Annotated in this window: 18 protein-coding genes; 15 read left to right on the top strand and 3 right to left on the bottom strand. The window is 38.6% G+C overall.

Annotation, left to right across the window (positions count from 1 at the left end; genetic code table 11):
* Positions 1-105: 105 nt before the first annotated feature.
* The gene (locus tag H9L23_RS11135) at positions 106-354 is read right to left on the bottom strand and encodes a hypothetical protein (protein ID WP_187595020.1); all 249 of its coding nucleotides are present in this window, start codon (positions 352-354) and stop codon (positions 106-108) included.
* A gap of 250 nt (positions 355-604) precedes the next feature.
* On the opposite strand from H9L23_RS11135, the gene H9L23_RS11130 reads away from it, so the two are divergent.
* The 6 genes from H9L23_RS11130 (at position 605) to H9L23_RS11105 (ending at position 9469) form a co-directional block, all read left to right on the top strand.
* On the top strand, positions 605-835 hold the full coding sequence (locus H9L23_RS11130; RefSeq protein ID WP_187595019.1) for a hypothetical protein: 231 nt from the start codon (positions 605-607) through the stop codon (positions 833-835).
* 207 nt (positions 836-1042) lie between these two features.
* On the top strand, positions 1043-1609 hold the full coding sequence (locus H9L23_RS11125) for an RNA polymerase sigma factor (protein WP_187595018.1): 567 nt from the start codon (positions 1043-1045) through the stop codon (positions 1607-1609).
* Between the two features lie 78 nt (positions 1610-1687).
* Positions 1688-2863, top strand: coding sequence for a FecR family protein (locus H9L23_RS11120; protein ID WP_187595017.1), 1176 nt, complete (start codon positions 1688-1690; stop codon positions 2861-2863).
* Between the two features lie 208 nt (positions 2864-3071).
* A complete protein-coding gene (locus H9L23_RS11115; RefSeq protein WP_223191066.1) occupies positions 3072-6470 on the top strand; it encodes a TonB-dependent receptor in 3399 nt (1132 codons plus the stop codon).
* An 11-nt stretch (positions 6471-6481) separates the two neighbouring features.
* The gene (locus H9L23_RS11110) at positions 6482-8260 is read left to right on the top strand and encodes a RagB/SusD family nutrient uptake outer membrane protein (protein ID WP_187595016.1); all 1779 of its coding nucleotides are present in this window, start codon (positions 6482-6484) and stop codon (positions 8258-8260) included.
* Between the two features lie 288 nt (positions 8261-8548).
* Positions 8549-9469, top strand: a complete 921-nt coding sequence (locus tag H9L23_RS11105; RefSeq protein ID WP_187595015.1) for a metallophosphoesterase family protein — start codon at positions 8549-8551, stop codon at positions 9467-9469.
* A 135-nt stretch (positions 9470-9604) separates the two neighbouring features.
* Here the strand turns inward: H9L23_RS11105 and H9L23_RS11100 are convergent, their stop codons facing one another.
* Positions 9605-11029 (bottom strand): MATE family efflux transporter, encoded by a 1425-nt coding sequence (locus tag H9L23_RS11100; RefSeq protein ID WP_187595014.1) that lies wholly within the window; start codon positions 11027-11029, stop codon positions 9605-9607.
* A gap of 408 nt (positions 11030-11437) precedes the next feature.
* The gene (locus H9L23_RS11095; RefSeq protein WP_187595013.1) at positions 11438-11857 is read right to left on the bottom strand and encodes an acyl-CoA thioesterase; all 420 of its coding nucleotides are present in this window, start codon (positions 11855-11857) and stop codon (positions 11438-11440) included.
* A 278-nt stretch (positions 11858-12135) separates the two neighbouring features.
* Between H9L23_RS11095 and H9L23_RS11090 the strand changes: the two genes are divergently transcribed.
* The 9 genes from H9L23_RS11090 (at position 12136) to serC (ending at position 21018) form a co-directional block, all read left to right on the top strand.
* Entirely contained in the window at positions 12136-12345 is a 210-nt protein-coding gene (locus H9L23_RS11090; protein ID WP_187595012.1) for a hypothetical protein, read from the top strand.
* Complete coding sequence (locus H9L23_RS11085) at positions 12314-12556, top strand: hypothetical protein (protein ID WP_187595011.1); 243 nt, start codon at positions 12314-12316, stop codon at positions 12554-12556. Before H9L23_RS11090 ends, H9L23_RS11085 begins: the two co-directional genes overlap by 32 nt.
* A gap of 278 nt (positions 12557-12834) precedes the next feature.
* Entirely contained in the window at positions 12835-13119 is a 285-nt protein-coding gene (gene rpsO / locus H9L23_RS11080; protein ID WP_025146265.1) for a 30S ribosomal protein S15, read from the top strand.
* Positions 13120-13294: 175 nt separating this feature from the next.
* The gene (pnp, locus tag H9L23_RS11075) at positions 13295-15430 is read left to right on the top strand and encodes a polyribonucleotide nucleotidyltransferase (RefSeq protein ID WP_187595010.1); all 2136 of its coding nucleotides are present in this window, start codon (positions 13295-13297) and stop codon (positions 15428-15430) included.
* 138 nt (positions 15431-15568) lie between these two features.
* Complete coding sequence (locus tag H9L23_RS11070) at positions 15569-15748, top strand: hypothetical protein (protein WP_025146263.1); 180 nt, start codon at positions 15569-15571, stop codon at positions 15746-15748.
* Between the two features lie 3 nt (positions 15749-15751).
* Entirely contained in the window at positions 15752-16228 is a 477-nt protein-coding gene (locus H9L23_RS11065; protein WP_187595009.1) for a DUF6036 family nucleotidyltransferase, read from the top strand.
* On the top strand, positions 16229-16897 hold the full coding sequence (gene rpe / locus H9L23_RS11060; protein ID WP_187595008.1) for a ribulose-phosphate 3-epimerase: 669 nt from the start codon (positions 16229-16231) through the stop codon (positions 16895-16897).
* Between the two features lie 136 nt (positions 16898-17033).
* On the top strand, positions 17034-19454 hold the full coding sequence (locus H9L23_RS11055; protein WP_187595007.1) for a TonB-dependent receptor: 2421 nt from the start codon (positions 17034-17036) through the stop codon (positions 19452-19454).
* A gap of 490 nt (positions 19455-19944) precedes the next feature.
* A complete protein-coding gene (gene serC, locus H9L23_RS11050; RefSeq protein ID WP_187595006.1) occupies positions 19945-21018 on the top strand; it encodes a 3-phosphoserine/phosphohydroxythreonine transaminase in 1074 nt (357 codons plus the stop codon).
* The last annotated feature ends 62 nt before the right edge of the window (positions 21019-21080 follow it).

Raw genomic sequence — 21080 nt, 5'->3', positions numbered from 1 at the left:
AATTTAAGATTCCCGCCTGCGAGGGAAGGACGATAGCCCTAGTAGAATCTGCAAATGGTAGACCAGGTCAATCGGAAATTTATGTAGTATAATTTTATAAGGATATTAATCCGCAAGTTTTGTCGTAATTTCTTTCAAAACATTCATACTAAAAGTATGCCTGCCAACCAGCCAGCGCTCAATTTCAAGGGGATTAATATCGACCAGCACAGAAAGGTCGTTTTTGGTAAGTCCTTTATCTGTAAGTGTTTTGGCAGTTTTATCGGCAACTTCAAAATTTGCGCGTGCAAGTTCCTCAATGGCTGGATTTCCAGTTTCTTCAAGCCAGATGGATACAAAATCGTTTTCTTCCATTCGATGTAATTCCTTAATAATCAGGCAAAATTTTATATGCTTTGCCCGTTTAATCTATTTTTAGGCGAAATTAACAATATTCGTTTGAAAATATAATGGAGATATAAACAATAGTGCATTTTGCTGACCGCTTAGTAGCATAAACCAGTACATCTTTTACAGAGATGTTGTTTAATTGATAACATAAATAGCGCACTAAGTTAAAATAGGTTCTCTTGCTTTGCGCTCAATAATAAGATTAGATTCTAACATGGAAAAAATACCGACAAAGATCAGCCTGGATCTTCAGAAATTCATCGACAAATTTGAACCAAACAAATTTAAACTGATGGCAAACGGAATCGAAATCAGGGGAGTGAACGACATTCACCGTACCATCACAGGGGCGAAAGACCTTATTAAAAGGTTACAACTCAATCTCATCGTAGCCCATAATGCAGAAATGCTGAGTTACCGTGGATTTGAGGTTAACAACTTATAAACAATAACAATCTTAAAAAAAAATAACACTAAACAATTGTTTAGTGTTATTAAACTGTATATTTTTATTCTGATTAATTGATCATACGCCTCACAAGATTGACAGTGTGATTTGTCATAATTTTTCTGCTTAACAAATTGATAATATAGGAAGAATGGGATCTTTAATATTTAAATGTTTTTTTTGCAAAGAAAATAAGTTAGGGTAATGGGCGATTATAATCTGAAGAGCGATGATGAACTTTTTCTTCTCACCAAGAAAGGAAATCACCGTGCCTATGCCATACTTTACGAGCGTTATTGGGCCATTCTGTTTAGGTATGCCCGTAAAATACTCCAGAACGATGAAGAGGCCAGGGATGTAGTGCAGGATGTATTTGTGATGCTGTGGTCGAAAGCAGAAAACCTTGAGATACAGATTTCTCTTTCATCATTTCTATATGCCGCTACCCGCAATAGCATCTTAAAAATTTTTCAGCGCGGAAAAGTAAAAGATAGCTACCTTAATTCATTAAGCGCATTTATAGCAACAGAAAACAATACTACCGATCACCTGGTACGCGATCGCGAACTGGCTAAAAGAATTGAATTTGAAATAGCGGCATTGCCACCAAAAATGAGGGCCGTATTCGAACTCAGCCGGAGATCGTATCTGTCTCACCGTGAAATTGCCACCCAGATGGAAATTTCGGATAAAACGGTAAAGAAACAGATGGCAAATGCCTTAAAAATTCTCCGTTTAAAGCTAGGCACATTCCTTTTTTTATTTTTTTAATTTTTTTTTCATTTCATCTACTCCCTACAGGCAGGCAAACGTTCATAACCATACATTCACCAATTGAGGAAAAATAGTATGGAGCAAAAACTGGCCAAAGAACTGCTTGATAGATACCTGGAAGGCAGGTGCAGTCCTAAAGAGGCCAACCTGGTAGAATCCTGGTATTTGAGGGAAACGGAAAATCCTCAAACACTTCAATCCGAGCCAGATTACGAAGGGCTTGGAAAATCGATGTGGAAGGATATACAGCGTGAAAACAACCAGACCAGAAAAGTTACCCCATATTACAAATGGGCCGCTATAGCTGCATTCGCTATCATTGGACTCGGTTTGTACCATTTTGCAAATACACCAACTGCCGCACCGGTTCAATCGGCTGCAATTTTTTATAAACATGATATCGCCCCCGGAAAAAACAAGGCATTTTTAACCCTTGCCGACGGAAGCCGGATAGCCCTGGATGATGCAAATAATGGAAAAATAGCGGATCAGGCAGGAGTTACCATATCAAAAACTGCAGATGGCCAATTATTGTATCAGGTTTCTGATTCAGCTAAGCCCACTCAGGCTGGCTTTAATACGGTTGAAACGCCTAAGGGAGGTCAATACCAGGTTAATCTGCCTGATGGAACAAAAGTATGGCTAAATGCAGGGTCTTCTCTGCGTTATCCTGCTCAATTTGCACTTAATAAACGAAGGGTTGAGCTCAAGGGCGAAGCCTATTTTGAAGTGGCCAAAAGAACGATAAAAGGAAGCGGACCTGCAAAACGTTTACCATTTATCGTAAAAACCAATTCGCAGGAAGTAGAAGTATTGGGTACACATTTTAACATCAACAGTTATCAGGAGGAAGGTGATACCAGAACCACCTTACTCGAAGGCTCGGTAGCGGTCCATTCGCTTTCCACTGCTCCAAATGGATTATCAATTGCAAATCAAATCCTTAAACCAGGAGAACAGTCTACGTTAAGAGGCGAATCTATTAAGGTAGCTACCGTGGATACTGAACAGGTAATGGCCTGGAAAGAAGGATTTTTTATGTTCGATGATGAAAACCTGCAAAGCATTATGCATAAAGTGGCCAGGTGGTACGATGTGGATGTGGATTTTAAGGATAATAGCTTGAAAACAAAAAGCTTTAGCGGTACGGTTTCGAGGTTTTCTAATGTATCACAGCTGCTTAAAAAGATAGAATTAACGGGTTCGGTTCACTTTAAGATCGAAGAAAGGAGGATTGTAGTAATGAGATAAACGCCAAAACTGCAGTCAAAAAAAAAGTCAGCAATGCTACCAACATTACTGACCCTTAACCGGTATAACCGGAAAATATGCTTTGGCTGAGTTAAAATACACTATTTGCGATAGAATAATTTAAACCAAAACAAACGAACAAATGTATACAAATTCTGCTAATATTTTTTGCAGGTACAGACCCTGCGCGACCAAATTTTTGCTAGTGATGAAACTCATAATAGTTTTGATGGTAACCTGCCTGCTACAGGTAAACGCCTCAACAAGCAACGCCCAGAGTTTATCTTTGGTCCAAAAAAACATCACCATTAAACAGGTCTTCAAGGCCATCCGGAAACAGACCGGCTATAACGTGTTATGGGAGGCCGATAAACTCCAAACCAACAAAACAATTGACGCAAAATTTGAAAATGCTTCTTTAAATGAAGTATTGGGCAAATGTCTGGAGGGTAAAGCGCTTACTTATGCCATTGACGAGAAAACAATCATTATCAAAGCCAAACCTTTGTCTCTGTTAGATCGGCTGATCAACATTTTACAGGCAATAGAAATTAACGGAAAAGTGCTCGACGAAAAAGGGGGCACCTTACCCAATGCATCCATTCTGATTAAAGGCACCAAAACCTATCACAAAACTGACGAAAACGGAAACTTCAAATTCAGCGTGCCCGATGAAGGCGCAATACTGGTCGTTTCTTATTTAGGTTATAAAACTCAGGAAGTAGCGGTTTCAAAAAGCGGGGCGGTAAACATTACCCTTCAGCCTGATCTTGCCGCCCTGGAGGATGTGGTAGTAGTTGGATACGGAACCCAAAAAAGAGCAAATCTTACCGGAGCAGTAGATGCGATCACTGCAAAACAGCTCGAAAACAGGCCAATTGCCAATTTAGGGCAAGGTTTACAGGGATTAATCCCAAATCTGAATATTTCCATCGCCAATGGCAGACCGAATACCGCACCTGATTTTAACGTTAGGGGTTTTGCTTCCATCAATGGCAGTGGTGCACCACTTATTTTAGTCGATAATGTTCCTTTTAGTGCATCGGATCTGTTAACACTAAATCCTGCCGATATAGAAAGTGTTTCAGTTTTAAAAGATGCAGCCGCTTCCGCTATTTATGGTGCCAGGGCACCTTTTGGGGTGGTATTGGTGATTACCAAATCAGCCAAAAGCAATAAGCTCAATGTTGGTGTAAACAGTTATATGGCTTTCCGTACGGTAGGTAAATTGCCTGAAGTGGTAACCGATCCTTACGAAGTACTTAAGGTTAAAAATGAAGCTGCCTTTCCGCTGTATAATCCAGCTTACAGTGCTGCACTTGTTGAAGCTGCCCGGTTGCGCTCACTCGATCCATCGAGGCCAGATGTAATTGCCGACCCCACCGATCCGAACAAATGGTTTTACATCGGATCAACCGATTGGTTAAAAGAAGCCTACGAGCAATCTGCACCAACCTATAATGTAGGCGTAAACGTTTCGAAAAAGGCAGATCAATTGAGCTATTACTTGTCTGCAAATTATTACAGACAAAAGGGAATGATCCGGGGTGCTGATGAAAACAACAACATCTACAATTTAAGGGGAAAAGTAGACCTGAACATTACCAAATGGCTTACACTTTCAAATAACACCATGATCACCTCAAAAACTTATGAGGCCCCGACTTTTATAGATGGTAATTATTTCTGGAACATCAACCGTACCAATGTAACCGATATTCCGCGTAACCCTGATGGTTCCTGGACATCTGCCGGTGCAGCACTTTTAGGTGCTGTTCAGGAAGGTGGAAGAAGAACGATGAGTGCCAATACCGTTCAGACCACGTTTTCTTTTGATGCTTCCTTAATCAAAAATATCTGGAGTTTAAAGGGAGATGCAACTTTTAGAAGGGTAGACAGTTTGGGTAAATCGTATGAGATCCCGGTTCCTTATAAAACAGGTCCCAATTTAGCCCCTCCATTGCCTACCACAACTTCTGCAACCAACCAGAATGGCAATGTAAAGTATAATGTCATCAACCTTTACACCCAGGCGCAAAAACAACTGGGAAACCATTATATATCAGGTTTGGTGGGCTACAACCAGGAGCAGTTCAGAAATGCAAGGTTTTTGGCCTCACGCAAGCAATTGATTTCCAGTAATCTTCCTTCTATTAATCTCGCCACAGGCGATCAGACCGTTACCGAAAATGTTGCGGAGTGGGCCGTTCAGGGGCTTTTTTACCGTTTAAATTACAATTTTAAAGAGCGTTATCTTTTAGAGCTAAATGGCCGTTATGATGGATCTTCGCGTTTTGCACCGGGCAAACGCTGGGTATTTGTGCCTTCTGCTTCAGCAGGATGGATGATTTCGCAAGAGCAGTTTTTTGCCCCTGTAAAAGAAGCGTTATCTATGGATATGTTTAAGATCAGAGGTTCTTACGGGGTACTGGGTAACCAGGCAGCTGCCAATGAATATGATTACCTGGCAAAAATGACCAGTGGAAAAACGAGCCAGATCCTGGGAGGTAGTCAACCCATTTATGTTAATCCACCGGCAGCAATATCAAATAATTTCACCTGGGAAAAGGTATCAACCATCAATCTGGGTGCCGATTTAAGTTTCTTTAAAAACAGGTTAGAACTAAATTTCGACCGTTACACTCGCTTTACCAAGGATATGCTGGTACCAGGAAAACCATTACCTGGCGTTTTTGGCGCAAATTCGCCAACGGCAAACGCGGCCGATCTTAAAACGAAAGGCTGGGAACTGAAACTTGGCTGGAGAGACCAGCTGATGTTGGGTGGCTCACTACTAACTTATAATGTAGTGCTGGCGGTAAGCGATAGCAGATCGTACATCACACGTTTTGATAACCCAAATAAGCTGATAAGCGATTATTACGAAGGAATGGAAATTGGCGAAATCTGGGGTTTAGAATCAGAAGGGTTTTTCCAGAATGCCGACGAACTGAAAAATCATGCCAATCAAACCGCAGTAGGAACAGACGATCAGCGTTACCAGTATTTTGTAGGTGATATGAAGTTTAAAGACCGTAATGGTGATGGTAAGGTAGATTTTGGAAATAAAACGGTTGATAATCCTGGCGATTATTATAAACTGGGCAATAGCCGGAGCCGTTTGCCCTACAGCGTCGATCTTTCTGGCGCATGGAAAGGCTTCGATTTAAGGGTATTTATACAGGGAGTAGGCAAAAGAGACTGGTATGCCGCAGGAAGCAACATTTATTTCTGGGGAATTTATGCGCAGCCATGGACTAATGTTACCGTGCAAAACCTCGATCACTGGAGTCCCGAAAATCCAAATGCTTATTTCCCGAGGATAAAAGCCTACGCTGCCGAAGATACAGGAGAAGAATTGGGGATACCTAATACCCGCTTTTTACAGGACGCATCATACCTGAGGGTAAAAAACATCACCCTGGGTTATACTTTACCTAAAGGTTTACTGAAAAAATTAAAACTGGAGAATGTACATTTTTATGTGAGCGGCGAAAACCTGTTCGAGCATTCTAACCTTAAAGTAAAGCTCGATCCCGAGGGACTTAACGGCAATATTTATCCTTTTCAACGTACCTATTCATTCGGTTTAAACTTTAATTTTTAACCTTAAAACAGATGAAAACAAAATACTACATCCATATTCTATTTTTCTTAATCATTGGAGTATTGGCAGGTTGTAAGAAAGATTTTCTTGACAGGATTCCGGAAACCACCATTACACCGAATCAGTTTTTTAAAACCACAGCAGATCTGGAAACCTATACCAATGGATTCTACGGCATGTTTGGTCCAGCTACCAATGATCTTTTTTCTGATAACATCTCTGTTAACTTAGGCGGTAGCGAGCTGGACAACATGATCAGGGGGAAAATCAATTCGGCAAATGTTGGCGGATGGAAATGGGATAACCTTCGCAGTATTAATTACCTGCTCAATAATCTTCAGCAGGTTCAGGGTGATCCGGCCACCATTAAACACTTTGTAGGCATAGCCCGTTTTTACAGGGGCATATTCTATTTCAACATGATTGCACGTTATGGTGATGTTCCTTATTATTCTACGGTGTTGAATCCTGATGATCAGGCCCAATTATATAAAGCTAAAGATCCGCGCACTTTAGTTGCCGATTCGGTAAAAGCCGATCTTGAATATGCTGCAGCCAATGTAATGGCAACGGGTACGACCACACGCATTACCAAATGGGCGGCCTTAACGGTACTCAGCAGATTTTGCCTCTTCGAAGGTACTTTCAGGAAATACCATGATGAACTTGGTTTGCAGGCCACTGCCAATACTTTTTTACAAAGGGCAGAATCGGCTAGTAAAGAGGTAATGACCGGCGGATTTAGCATTTACAATACCGGAAAGAAAGGCGAAGATTATCAAAAACTTTTTACCAGCCAGGATTTGAGCGGCAACAAAGAAATGATATTTTATGATGATTACGACAAGGCATTAAACCGCGCTAACAGTACCCATTATGTTTTCGATTGGCAATGGGCTTTAAGCAAAAGTTTGATCGATACTTACCTGATGACGGATGGCACCGCTTTTACTTCAACTGCAGATTGGGATAAAAAAACTTATGCAGAAATTTTTAATAACCGCGATCCACGAATGGCGGTAACCATTATGCCTCCGGGCTTTTCTACCACACTCGGCGGAATACCCAATAAAACGAGACCAACTTTTGGGGGGTATCCACAGATCAAATTTTATGCAATAGACCCCACCACCAAAGTGTATACTGAGTTTACCGATCTGCCGATTTTACGTTATGCAGAGGTTTTGTTAAACTATGCGGAGGCAAGGGCCGAGTTGGGTTTACTTAACCAAAGCGATGTAGATAATACCATTAATGTTTTGCGTAACCGTGCAGGCGTAGCACCATTAAACATGGCCGCTGCCAATACTACACCCGATGCGGTTTTAGCAGCCATGTATCCTCAGGTTAACAGCGCCAATAAAGGTGTGTTGTTGGAAATCCGCAGAGAACGTAATGTAGAACTGGCCTGCGAAGGTTTCAGGTTTACCGATTTATTGCGCTGGAAAGCAGGTAAACTGCTTGAAAAACCTACACAAGGCATGTATTTAACTAAATTAGGCGCTTATGATGTTACTGGTGATGGGGTAGAAGATATCGCTGTTTTACAGGCACCAAATCAGGAAACACCACTTGATGGTCTGCCTGCTGATGTGAAAGCCAAACTGGTAAAATATTACCTGAGTGATAATAGTTTTTACTTAAGCAACGGAACTTCCGGATTTATTATGTTTCCGGAAAACCTAAGTTCACCAAGATCGTTTGTCGATCCGAAATATTATTATTTCCCGATACCCATGCAACAGATTTTACTAAATCCACAGCTTAAACAACCAACGGGTTGGCAGTAAAACATCAAAAATAGAGAATTGTCATCCTAAGAGATAATTTATTACATAAAAATCAATATGAATGACAGATTTTGTGGCAATATGATAGACTGCGAGGGATCGTCATTCCCAATTTCGATTGGGAATCGTAATGCATGCGCTTTAAGATTCCCGCCTGCGCGGGAATGACGATTGTTCTAATGGAATCTATCAAAGTTAGCTTGTCGAAGGACTTGACGACATCCGCTGTAAAGTGCTTCGACAGGCTCAACATGACGAAATATCTTTAATTGAATATTCAAAACACACATGAAAAGAAGAAATTTATTAAAATCGATTCCTTTAGCTACAGCTGCGCTTGTACTTGGTGATCTGAAAAATGTAGCCCTGGCTGCTCCACTTGAGAAAAACCTCAATAAGAAACCTATCTTAACCATTGCACACATCACCGATGTACACATCAGGAATGGAGATGATGCGCCTGCTAGATTTGAAAAATCCCTGAAAGAAATCAAAAAACAGAAAGTGGATTTTTTTCTTAATGGAGGCGATAGCATTCATGCTGCGGATTATAAGGACATTAAACGGGATAGTGTAATAGAACAATGGGGAATCTGGGATAACTGCATCAAACAGATTTCAGAATACGAAGTACACAGCTGTATTGGTAATCACGACATCTGGTGGGCTGCACCATCTACAGATGATGAAATGTACGGTAAGGACTACGTGGTTAGGAGATTAAAAATTCCTAACCGCTATTACAGTTTCTCTAAAAAAGGTTGGCATTTTATTATTTTGGATGGCAATAATAAAAATACTGCTCTGGATAGCGAACAGTATAAATGGCTGGAAAATGAACTGGAAAATTTACCAGCCAATACCCCGGTTTTGCTCATGTCTCATTACCCCATATTAACCGTTACCGGTACCTGGGAAGGTGGTCAGCACGGCGACCATAAGGAATTAAAGGCATTGTTTTACAAACACAAAGATAAAGTGAAGGTTTGTCTTAGCGGTCACCAGCATTTATTGGATAGGGCCTGGTACAATGGTGTCGAATATTATTGTAATGGCGCCATGAGTGGTTTTTGGTGGGGCAAAGGAGATAAAAGATCTGCAAAACCTTATTATTATCAGGAAACTGCACCAGGTTACGCTATTTTAAAGCTCTATAGCGACGGTACTTTAGAAAACAATTACATTGAAACTGAGCAACCCGAAGTATAGGACTAGGGTTAACTAAATCGTCAATGACGAACTTTTTACGAAGGTTTTTTTACCTATTGTAAAAAAAAATAACCACAAATAAGCAGGATAACAATATTTACTCAATAAAACATCCGTGCTTATTTGTGTTGAAAATTAAACCTTAATTTTCTTCCATTTCCCTTTTTTAAAAAGGATAAATGCCGCTATTGCAATACCTGCTTCGGCCGTAGGAATGGCAATAAAAACACCGGTGGGACCCATTTCTAAATATTTTGCTAAAAAGTAAGCCAATGGAATCTGGAACAACCAAAATGCAAAAACGTTTATTTTTGTTGGTGTCCATGTATCACCAGCACCGTTAAAGGCACTGCTAAATACCATCGCTGCACCATAAATCACAAAACCGATGCTTAAAATTTTTAAAGCTTTGCTTGCTATCGTTATTACTTTTTCATCAGAAGTGAAAAATGCTGCGAACAGGTGCCCACAGGTGAGAAATAACACACTTACCACGGCCATGAAAATCAAAATATATTTTAGTGTTTGGAAAACCGATTTTTCAGCCCGGTCTACATGTCCGGCACCTAGATTTTGACCAACTAAAGTAGCCGCTGCATTACTCAGCCCCCATGCTGGCAACATAAAAAACATCATCAGGCGCAATGCTGTTTGGTAACCTGCCGATCCCGCATCTCCACCAGTGGTTGCCACCAATTCAGCCAAAAATACCCAGCTGCAACTTGCAATTACAAACTGAAAAATAGCAGGAGCAGCAATCTTAACAATCGCTTTAATCTGCATAAAATCTGGAATAAAATGACTGATACGTATCTTAAGCGCATTTTTACCGCTAAATAGATTGTAAACCTGGTAGCTTACGCCCAAGCCACGACCAATGGTTGTGGCAATTGCAGCGCCTGTTAAACCAAATGCCGGTACTGGTCCAAAACCGTTAATAAAAATGGGGCAGAGGATGATGTTGGCAATATTGGCGATCCATAAACTGCGCATTGCGATTGCAGCATTACCTGCACCTCTAAAAATACCATTGATCAGAAATAATAGTACAATAATGATACTTCCGCCCATCATAATGCGTACGAAGGTGGTTCCATGATCTGCAGTTTCTGTTGAAGCACCCATTAATAACAGGATATCTCTTGCATAGATTAATCCTGCAATGCTGATCAGAATGTTAACCGCAACTGCAATTACAATGGTTTGCATACCTGCTTTTGATGCCGCCTCCGGGTTTTTCTCGCCAATTCTCCTGGCAACAACGGCTGTTGCGGCCATGCTTAAGCCAATGGCCAAAGAATAAATAATGGTTAAAACCGATTCGGTTAAACCAACGGTTTGTATGGCATGGCTGCTGTTTTCCAGGTGGCCTACAAAATAAAGATCGACTAAGGCAAAAACCGATTCCATGGCCATTTCCAACATCATGGGAATGGCCAATAAAATGATGGCGCGTTTAATACTAATTGAAGTGAGGTCAACTTCGTGACCTTTTAAAGACTGGACAAGGATATCGAAAAATGACGATAGTTTGCCCTTTGCCTTTGCAGACTGTGACATATAATAAAAATAAATTGTGATGTATAAACCAATGATACGCTGTTAAGCGCACATACCTAAATTGAAATGGAGGGAATCCTCAGTTAATTAAAACCTCAAACGGATTGCAGATACTATCATGGCTCTGGTCTTTTTGATAAAGCAAAGATAGGTAAAATTTTGAATTGTCAAATTTTGATGACTAATTTTTAAGAAAGTGATTGGTTTTTATGGTTTTTTGCTACGGAGACGCGGAACGCCCTGATTTTATATTTAGTTAAGTTCTTTAGTCTGGTCTTAGCATTTCGCTAAGACCCATTTTATCTCATAATTTTAGCCACAGAGGCACAGAACTCACGGATTTATAATCACTATTTCTAAATGGGTGAATTACTCTATCTATGTAATCTCTTAAATCTGTGTAATTACCTAAATGCTATAGGCTTTAATCATTTCTTCGGTAACTTTTGTACCTCTGCTAGTATTTAAATCAATCAGTACGTAATCAAAAATGCCATCTGAAGCTACTTTTCCTGTTTTTTGATTGATGATTTCGAATTGTACTGAACAACCTTTATCGTTCATGTTCAGAATCCCTGTTCTAATCAGCATTAAATCGTTCATTAATAATGGGCGTTTAAAATTGATATCAACATGGCTTACCACCCAGCCTAAATCCTGTTTGGTAAAGTGCTCCCAGGGCATACCGTAAAACTTTTCCATCTGCTCATAACGAGCCGCCAATACATAATCCAGATATTTACTGTTGTGTACGTGGTTAAACATATCGATATCATCGGGACGGACACGTAATTCGCTTTCGAAAATGCTATATTGATTCTTTTCCAAGGTTAAAATGTTTTCAGCAAAAGTATGCAATTGTATATTTTTATTGCTCTTTTTTCATATTTTTGATATGAAATAGGAAAACTCAAATTATATGATATCAATACTCCACGCGAAACAATTGTGGAGGAACGTGATGCTGTTTATTTGAGCCGCACGCCTGAGCAACGCTTTTTTGGTGTTTTGCAACTCAACCACAGTTATTATGAATGGTGGCCAGCCTTTAAAATCTCCTCAAGGAAAAGGCATTATCATCCGTAAGTCGGCCATATAATGGCTTTATGTCTTTTGATAAAGAAAATCCTGAAATGCTTTTGTTGCTGGAAACATTTGAGCAATTTAACGTTAATTACCTCATTGTTGGTGGTTTTGCTGTTAACCGGTATGGTTATAACCGTACCACTGGCGATTTAGATATTTATCTCAAGGATACTAACGAAAACAGACAAAATCTGATTTATGCCCTTGTTAAAATGGGCTATGGCAGATGACGGCATGTATGCAGATTTAATGACAGATATCCCCGGCCTTGATAAACAAAAATTCGATGAGTATTTTCAAATGGCTACTGTAGATGAAATTAATGGTATAAAAGCAAGGTTTCTGCATTATAACCATCTTTTGGATAATAAACGGGCTACTAACATGCCTAAAGATCAGCTAGATGTTTTAGAATTGGAGCGTATTAATAAGAAAAACTAAGCCTATTGCACCGTCTTAAGTTATCTAAACCCGACTTAGCGGAAATCCTTTTTGCTTTGCTGCCGAATTAGATTGCTCAGTCTTTCCTCTTCTGGATAACGACAAAGGAAGTAGAATGGCAAAAAGATTGTAGCGAGGGCGGGAGTGAAGCAGCCGATAAAAACGAGACTTTGCTTTCCAAATAATCAATCGGTTAATAATACTTGTTTTTAACCAATAATAACCTTATCTTTGCGCCACAATTAATTAATTTTTATTGCTTTAATATTATTCAAGAAATGTATTTAAGTCCAGAAAAGAAAGCCGAAATCTTTAAACAACACGGCGAAGTAGAAACCAACACTGGTTCTGCAGAAGGTCAAGTAGCGTTATTTACATACCGTATTGCGCACTTAACAGAACACTTAAAGAAAAACCGTAAGGATTTTTCTACTCAGTTGTCACTTCAAAAATTGGTAGGTAAACGCCGCGGTATTTTGGCTTACCTATACAAAAAAGATATTGAGCGCTACCGTGCTATCATCAAAGCTTTATCGCTTCGTGATATCATTAAACAAAAATAAGCGAATTTTATCAGCGAAAGCCATTCTTAAGGGAGTGGCTTTTTAATTTCCTGTTAATTTTTTTAACGGGATTTGTTATGATAGGCTTTTTTAATCTTATCTTCGTTTGCAAAAACAAAAACATATATAAACAACGGTGTGTAGAAAGAGGAAAACACACCATAATTCTAATTAAATGAATGTAATAAAAAAATCGTTCGATTTGGGCGATGGCAGAATTGTAGAAATTGAAACTGGTAAATTGGCTAAACAAGCTGATGGTTCGGTTGTGGTAAAAATGGGCGATACGATGTTGTTAGCAACGGTAGTATCAACTGTTGGTGCTAAACCAGGTACTGATTTTTTACCTTTATCGGTTGATTATCAGGAAAAATATGCGGCTACAGGTCGTATTCCAGGAGGCTTTTTACGTCGTGAGGCAAGATTATCTGATTACGAGGTATTAATCTCTCGTTTAGTGGATAGAGCTTTACGCCCAATGTTCCCAAGTGATTATCACTCTGATACGCAGGTGATGATTTCTTTAATCTCTGCTGATAAAAATATAATGCCTGATTGTTTGGCAGGTTTAGCAGCATCAGCTGCATTATCGGTATCTGATATTCCTTTCAATGGTCCAATTTCTGAAGTACGTGTTGCTAAAATTGATGGTAAATTAATTATCAATCCTAAAGCCAGCGAATTAGAACGCGCAACTTTAGAGTTCATGGTTGCTGGTTCGGCCAACGATATAGGCATGGTTGAAGGTGAGTGCGACGAAATTCAGGAAGACGAAATGGTTGAAGCTTTAAAATTCGCACATGATGCAATTAAAGTTCAATGTGCCATTCAGGTTGAATTAACTGAAGCTACCGGCAAAACAGTTAAACGTGAATATAACCACGAAGACCACGATGCAGATTTAAAAGCTAAAGTTTATGCTGATACTTACGATAAAGTTTATGCGGTAGCGAAAGCTGGTGGTAATAAAGATGTTCGTAAAGAAGGTTTTACAGCTATTATTAACGAATTCTTCGAGGCAATGCCAGAAGATACTGCTGATTTAACCAAAGCAATGGCTAAACATTATTACCATGATGTTCAGTACGATGCCATCAGAAATTTATTGCTAGATGAAGGTATCCGTTTAGATGGTCGTAAGACTACAGAAATCCGCCCAATCTGGAGCGAAGTAGGTTATTTACCTGCTGCTCACGGTTCAGCTGTATTTACACGTGGCGAAACTCAATCTTTAACATCGGTTACTTTAGGTAGCAAAGATGATGAGCAAATGATTGATGGTGCTTTCTTTAATGGTTACAACAAATTCTTATTGCACTATAATTTCCCTGGTTTCTCAACTGGTGAGGTTAGACCAAACAGAGGCGCTGGCCGTCGTGAAATTGGCCACGGTGCTTTAGCACAACGTTCGTTGAAAAAAGTATTGCCTCAAGGTGAAGCAAATCCTTATACTATCCGTATCGTTTCTGATATTTTAGAATCTAACGGTTCATCATCAATGGCAACTGTTTGTGCTGGTACATTAGCATTAATGGATGCAGGTATTAAAATCAAATCGCCGGTTTCTGGTATCGCAATGGGTTTAATTACTGATGAGAAAACTGGTAAATACGCAATCCTTTCTGATATTTTAGGTGATGAAGATCATTTAGGTGATATGGACTTTAAAGTAACTGGTACTGAACATGGTATTGTTGCTTGTCAAATGGACTTAAAAATCAATGGTTTATCATACGAGGTTTTAACTAAAGCTTTATTACAGGCTAAAGAAGGTCGTTTGCACATCTTAAACGAGATGAAGAAAACCATTAGCTCGCCTAATGAAGATTACAAACCACACGCTCCACGTATCGTATCTTTAACTATCGATAAAGAATTTATCGGTGCCATTATCGGCCCTGGAGGTAAAATTATACAAGAAATGCAACGCGAAACCGGTGCTTCAATCTCTATCGAAGAAGTTGATGGTAAAGGTATCGTAGAGGTATTTGCTGATAACAAAGCAGCTATTGATGCAGCGGTCACCCGTATCCGTAACATTGTTGCTAAACCAGAAATTGGTGAAGTTTATCAGGGTAAAGTAAAATCAATTATGCCGTTTGGTGCATTTGTTGAGGTTATGCCAGGTAAAGATGGTTTATTACACATCTCTGAAATTTCATGGGAACGTTTAGAAACCATGGATGGTGTATTAAAAGAAGGTGATAAAATCGAGGTTAAATTATTAGACATCGATAAACAAGGTAAAATGAAACTTTCTCGCAAAGTTTTATTGCCAAGACCAGAAAAACCAGCTGCGCCACAAGCATAGAAAAAGTCCGGAGTCGGAAGTCCGGAAATATATAAAACCCTTTCAGTTTACTGGAAGGGTTTTTTGTTTGTAGAAAAAATAACTTCGGCCTTTCTAACTAAAAACTTTCGCAGTTCTTTTGTAACTTGCAGTATTGCTATGAAAAAAGGAAATCATATTGTTGAAGAACCAGCTGCTAATTATCTAAAAGCTGAAGAAGATCTGTTGAAAAAAGCGCTATCCAGTTCATATACAGAGCGTTTTCATACCATGGCGAGATTAATGAAATTAAACATGATCTTAAAATCAGCAACCATTGTCCATAAAAAAATAGATTAATAAATGGATGTTTTTGATGATGAAATACTAAAGTTGTGGCGTTCCCTCTTGAAAAACAAGGTAATGTTTATCATGATAGGTGGAGTGGCAACAAATCTGCATGGATTTCATCGGACAACCGATGATATTGATATCTGGATAAAAGATAACCTCGAAAACAGAAAAAACTTGAGAAATGCTTTTAAAGAATATGGCCTTGGAGATTTTGAAGCCCTGGAAACTATTCAATTTATCCCAGGCTGGACAGATTTCTATCTTGATAACAGTTTGCGAATGGATATCATGACCTCAGTAAAAGGATTAGAGGATTTTGGTTTTGATAAATGCTTAGAATATGCCTCTATTGCAACAATTTACGAACTGGAAATACCGTTCCTACATATTAATCAACTAATCGATTCAAAAAAGGCAGCTAATCGACCGAAAGATCAGATTGATATCATTGAACTGGAAAATATTAAGAAACTAAGAAATAATTAAATGAAATACATCATTGCCCCATCCATACTTTCTGCCGATTTTGGCAACTTACAACGCGATATTGAAATGATTAACAAAAGTGAGGCCGATTGGTTTCATGTTGATGTGATGGATGGTGTGTTTGTCCCGAATATTTCTTTTGGCTTCCCGGTAATGGCTGCTGTAAAAAAGCATGCTACCAAACCATTGGATGTACATTTAATGATTGTAGAACCTGATAAATACATTGAGGATTTTGCTAAAGCAGGGGCAGACCGGATCACCGTACATTACGAGGCCTGTACACATTTGCACAGAACTATCCAGTTGATCAAGGCATCTGGTTGTAAAGCAGGTGTTGCTTTAAACCCTCATACTCCTGTAACCTTACTGCAGGATGTGATTGAAGATCTGGACCTGGTATTGATTATGTCGGTTAATCCGGGTTTTGGTGGACAAGCGTTTATCCATAATACCTACAAGAAAATTAAAGATTTAAAAGGCTTAATTCAAGGTGTAAACGAAAATTTGGTTATTGAAGTAGATGGTGGTGTGGGTTTACAAAATATTGCTACATTAGTATCAGCAGGTGCCAATGCTTTCGTGGCCGGAAATGCGATTTTTGCAACAGATAATCCAACGGAAACGATTACTAAGATGAAACAGTTAACCAGTAGTATAAGCATTTAACTGTTTTATTGCTAAATTGTTCCAGTGATAAGGAGTATAGCTTTATAATTGTCTCGATACTTAATACCCTTATACCTTACTTTTTATCTTGATACTTAATATTTTTATCTTGATACACTACATCTAGATACTAAAAATGCTCAAATTTCGGCTAATCCTGTTTTTATTAATTGCTGGTTGCAGTTTTGCTGTGGCTCAGCCTTTAGTTAGGGTTTCGGGCATTGTTTATAGTGATGAAAAATTGCCCCTTTCACAGGTTACCGTTATTGTTTTAGGTCAGGCGCAATCAACCGTTACAGATGAATTTGGCGTTTATACCATTTATTCAAAATCGAAAACATTTAGCATAAAATATTCGCTTTTGGGTTACCAGCCACAAACCATTAAATTTAATGAGCGTTCGGGTGCGCGGATTGTTAAACAAGTAAACTTAGTCGCTAATATTAATGAGCTGGAGCAGGTAAACATTACCAATAAACAGAACCAGTTAAGTAATACCACAACAATCAATATTGCCGATGTATCCTCCATGCCATTGGTTTCAGGAAATTTCGAAACCATGCTCAAAACCCTTCCAGGAGTATCAACCAATAACGAATTAAGTGCGCAGTATAGCGTTAGGGGTGGTAATTTTGATGAAAATCTGATTTATATCAACGATGTAGAAATTAACCGTCCGGTACTAATCCGTAACGGGCAGCAGGAGGGACTCAGCTTTATCAATTCAGATCTGGTAAGTAAGGCCAAATTCTCAGCCGGAGGTTTCGAAGCAAAATATGGCGATAAACTTTCTTCTATTTTAGATATTAAATATGATAAACCCGATAGTAACCAAACTACTTTCAGCACAAGCCTTTTAAATACCTCATTAACCACTAAAAAAATATTTAAAAACAGTTTTTTACTGGCTGGTTTACGTTATAAAAATAATTCGAGTGTGCTCATTAAACAAGATGAAAAGGGGAGTTATAACCCCAATTTTGCCGATGCACAACTTCTGTATCAATACGATTTTTCGCCAAAATTCAATATCAGTTATTTTGGTAGTTTTAATCTTGGTCAGTTTAAATTGGTACCCACCAACAGGGAAACACAATTTGGAACTTTAAGCACTACCTTAAGGTTAAATGTAGATTATACCGGACAGGAAATTGATGATTACCAAACCTTAGGTAGCGCTATTACTGCAACATACTCGCCAAAACCAAATTTGGTCATCAAGTTTATCAATAGCTATTTTAATACCATTGAAAGGGAACGTTTTGATATCAACGGAAGTTATATTTTTGATGAAGTGGATAATAGCTTTCCCGGAGAGAATTTTGGACCTGTAAGTAAAAACAGAGGAATTGGCAGTTATTATAATTATGGTAGAAACAGCTTGAATACCCAGGTATTTGCCTCAGAAATAAAGGTAGATCAGAATTTTGATAACCACGTTTTTTCCTGGGGCTTAAAATTCGATAAATCCAGTTACAACGATCAGTTAAACGAGTATAATTATACCGATTCTGCAGGATTTATTTTACCTAATAACGCTAAAAATATTGTATTACAGAACGTAATCAATGTAAAAAACAATATTGATATCAGAAATTATAGCGCTTACATCCAGGATAGTTATTCGCTTTCGAGTTCGGCAGAATTACAGTTAGGTGCACGGGCAACTTATAGTTCTTTAAGTAAACAACTGTTAATCAGCCCAAGGATGTTGATTGCCTACAGACCAAATTCGAATAATAAGATATTGAGGTTTTCTGCCGGAGTATACAAACAACCACCATCATACCGCACCATACGCGATTTTTCCGGGGAATTAAATATCAATCAGAAGGCCCAAAGTTCTTATAATACCTCATTGGGTTATGAATATGCTTTTGATGCTTTCGGCACGAGGCTGAAGTTTACTTCTGAAGCCTATTTTAAATATTCAGACAGGTTAATTCCTTATAAAATTGACAACCTCAGGATAAAATATCTCGCTAATGAAGTATCACGTGGTTACGCCTATGGAGCCGATTTTAGCATAGGCGGCGAATTTGTAAAGGATCTGGTTTCCTATTTCAGGATGTCGGTAATGCACGCCAATGAAGATATAATCGGTGATAGTTATGTTGAAAACGGCGTAACGGTTTACCCCGGTTATTTAAAACGGCCAACCGATCAGCGCTTAAATTTTTCTATATTTTTTCAGGATAAATTGCTCAATAGTCCGACTTATAAGGTGCACTTAAATGCCCTTTACGGTTCAAAGTTGCCAATTGGTCCATCACAAACACCGCGATATTTAGATAAGTTTTTTATTCCGTCTTATAAACGTGTAGATATCGGTTTTTCAAAGGATTTTCTTGATGATGCAGCTTTGCATAAACCCAAATTTCTCGATAAAAATTTCAGTTCGGTTATTTTGTTTTTCGAGGTTTTTAATATGTTGAATATTAATAATACCGTTTCTTACCTCTGGCTAAAAGATGTAGATAATGTACAGTATGCCATCCCAAATTATTTAACCGGCCGGCAGTTTAATTTAAAGTTGATTGTGAAATTGAAAAACTAAGCTTAAACGGCAAATTCTTTTAATTTATCGTCAAACTTTAAACTCCCAACTGAGAACTGCAAAACTGATTTGGGCGTTACCCAATCCCGTGAAAAACGGGAAAGGGTCTGGCTTTCAGGGCTGCGCCTTCGCTCCGGTACCGATGAAGGATCGGTACTGAACCCTTACAATACCTAACGCAAACCCATCGTTTCAAAAGTATCTTCAAATTTTAAAAAGCTGGTGTGGTTATTAGTGCAAATTTTCAAATCGTATGATCTTACTGAGCTGGATTGCGAGATGATTTGCCGTATTTAAACCCATTAGCCTTATGTAACCTAATGGGTTTGTTTCGTCTAAATTCAGTAAAACGATTTAATTGTAAAAACTGCAATAAATGGATCGATTTATGGCTTTTTTTTAACAAAATTTAATTTTTTAGGTGACGATTTTGTGGGCATAACTGCTTTAAAAATTTTACATTTACGCCCATAAAACATTATATAATAAGATGAAGCATAATTTTGGCGCAGGCCCTTGTATTTTACCTCAAGAAGTGTTTAAACAAGCAGCTCAGGCTGTTTTAGATTTTAACGATGGATTATCAATTTTAGAAATTTCGCACAGAACAACCGAATTTGAGGCAGTTGTTGCTGAAGCTGATAAGTTGGTAAAAGAATTATTAAATGTGCCATCCGGTTATTCCGTTTTATTTTTACAGGGTGGAGCAAGTTTACAGTTTGCAATGGTACCAATGAACTTATTGGGCGATGCACAAACAGCAAGTTATCTGGATACAGGTGTTTGGGCAACCAAAGCGTTAAAAGAAGCTAAATTGATCGGTAATGTAAACGTGGTAGCTTCCTCAAAAGATGCAAACTATACCTTCATTCCAAAGGATTTCGAAATCCCGGCTGATAGTGCTTATTTCCACTATACATCAAACAACACCATTTACGGTACTGAGCTTTTCGAAGTGCCTAAAACCGGTGTTCCTGTAGTTTGCGACATGTCATCAGATATCATGAGCCGTGTAATTGATGTTTCTCAGTTCGATTTAATTTATGCCGGAGCACAAAAAAATGTTGGTCCTGCAGGTTTAACCATTGCTATAGTTAAAGATGAAATTTTAGGTAAAATTGACCGCAAAATTCCATCGATGTTAAACTATCAATCGCATATCGATAATGGATCGATGTATAACACACCTCCGGTTTTCTCTATTTATGTTGCATTATTAAACCTTCGTTGGTTAAAATCAAAAGGTGGTGTTGCTGAAATTGAAAAAGAAAACAAACAAAAAGCTGAGGCACTTTACAGAGAGATTGATCGCAACCCATTATTTAAAGGAACATGCGCTGTTGAAGACCGCTCCAGAATGAATGTATGTTTCGTAATGGAAAATGCAGAATTGGAAAAACCATTTTTAAAATATGCAGAAGAACAAGGTATTGTGGGTATTAAAGGACATAGAAGTGTTGGTGGTTTCCGTGCTTCGATGTATAATGCCCTTCCAATTACTAGTGTACATGCTTTGGTAGAGGCTATGCAGATATTTGAAGAACAACAAGCAAAAGCAAATTAAGAATTAATTTTAACCGCAGATGATTATGCGATTATTTAATCGGTATAATCAATCAAATCTGT

The sequence above is a fragment of the Pedobacter roseus genome (genome assembly GCF_014395225.1).
Classification (GTDB): domain Bacteria; phylum Bacteroidota; class Bacteroidia; order Sphingobacteriales; family Sphingobacteriaceae; genus Pedobacter; species Pedobacter roseus.
This window is presented reverse-complemented; position numbering and strand designations above follow the sequence as displayed.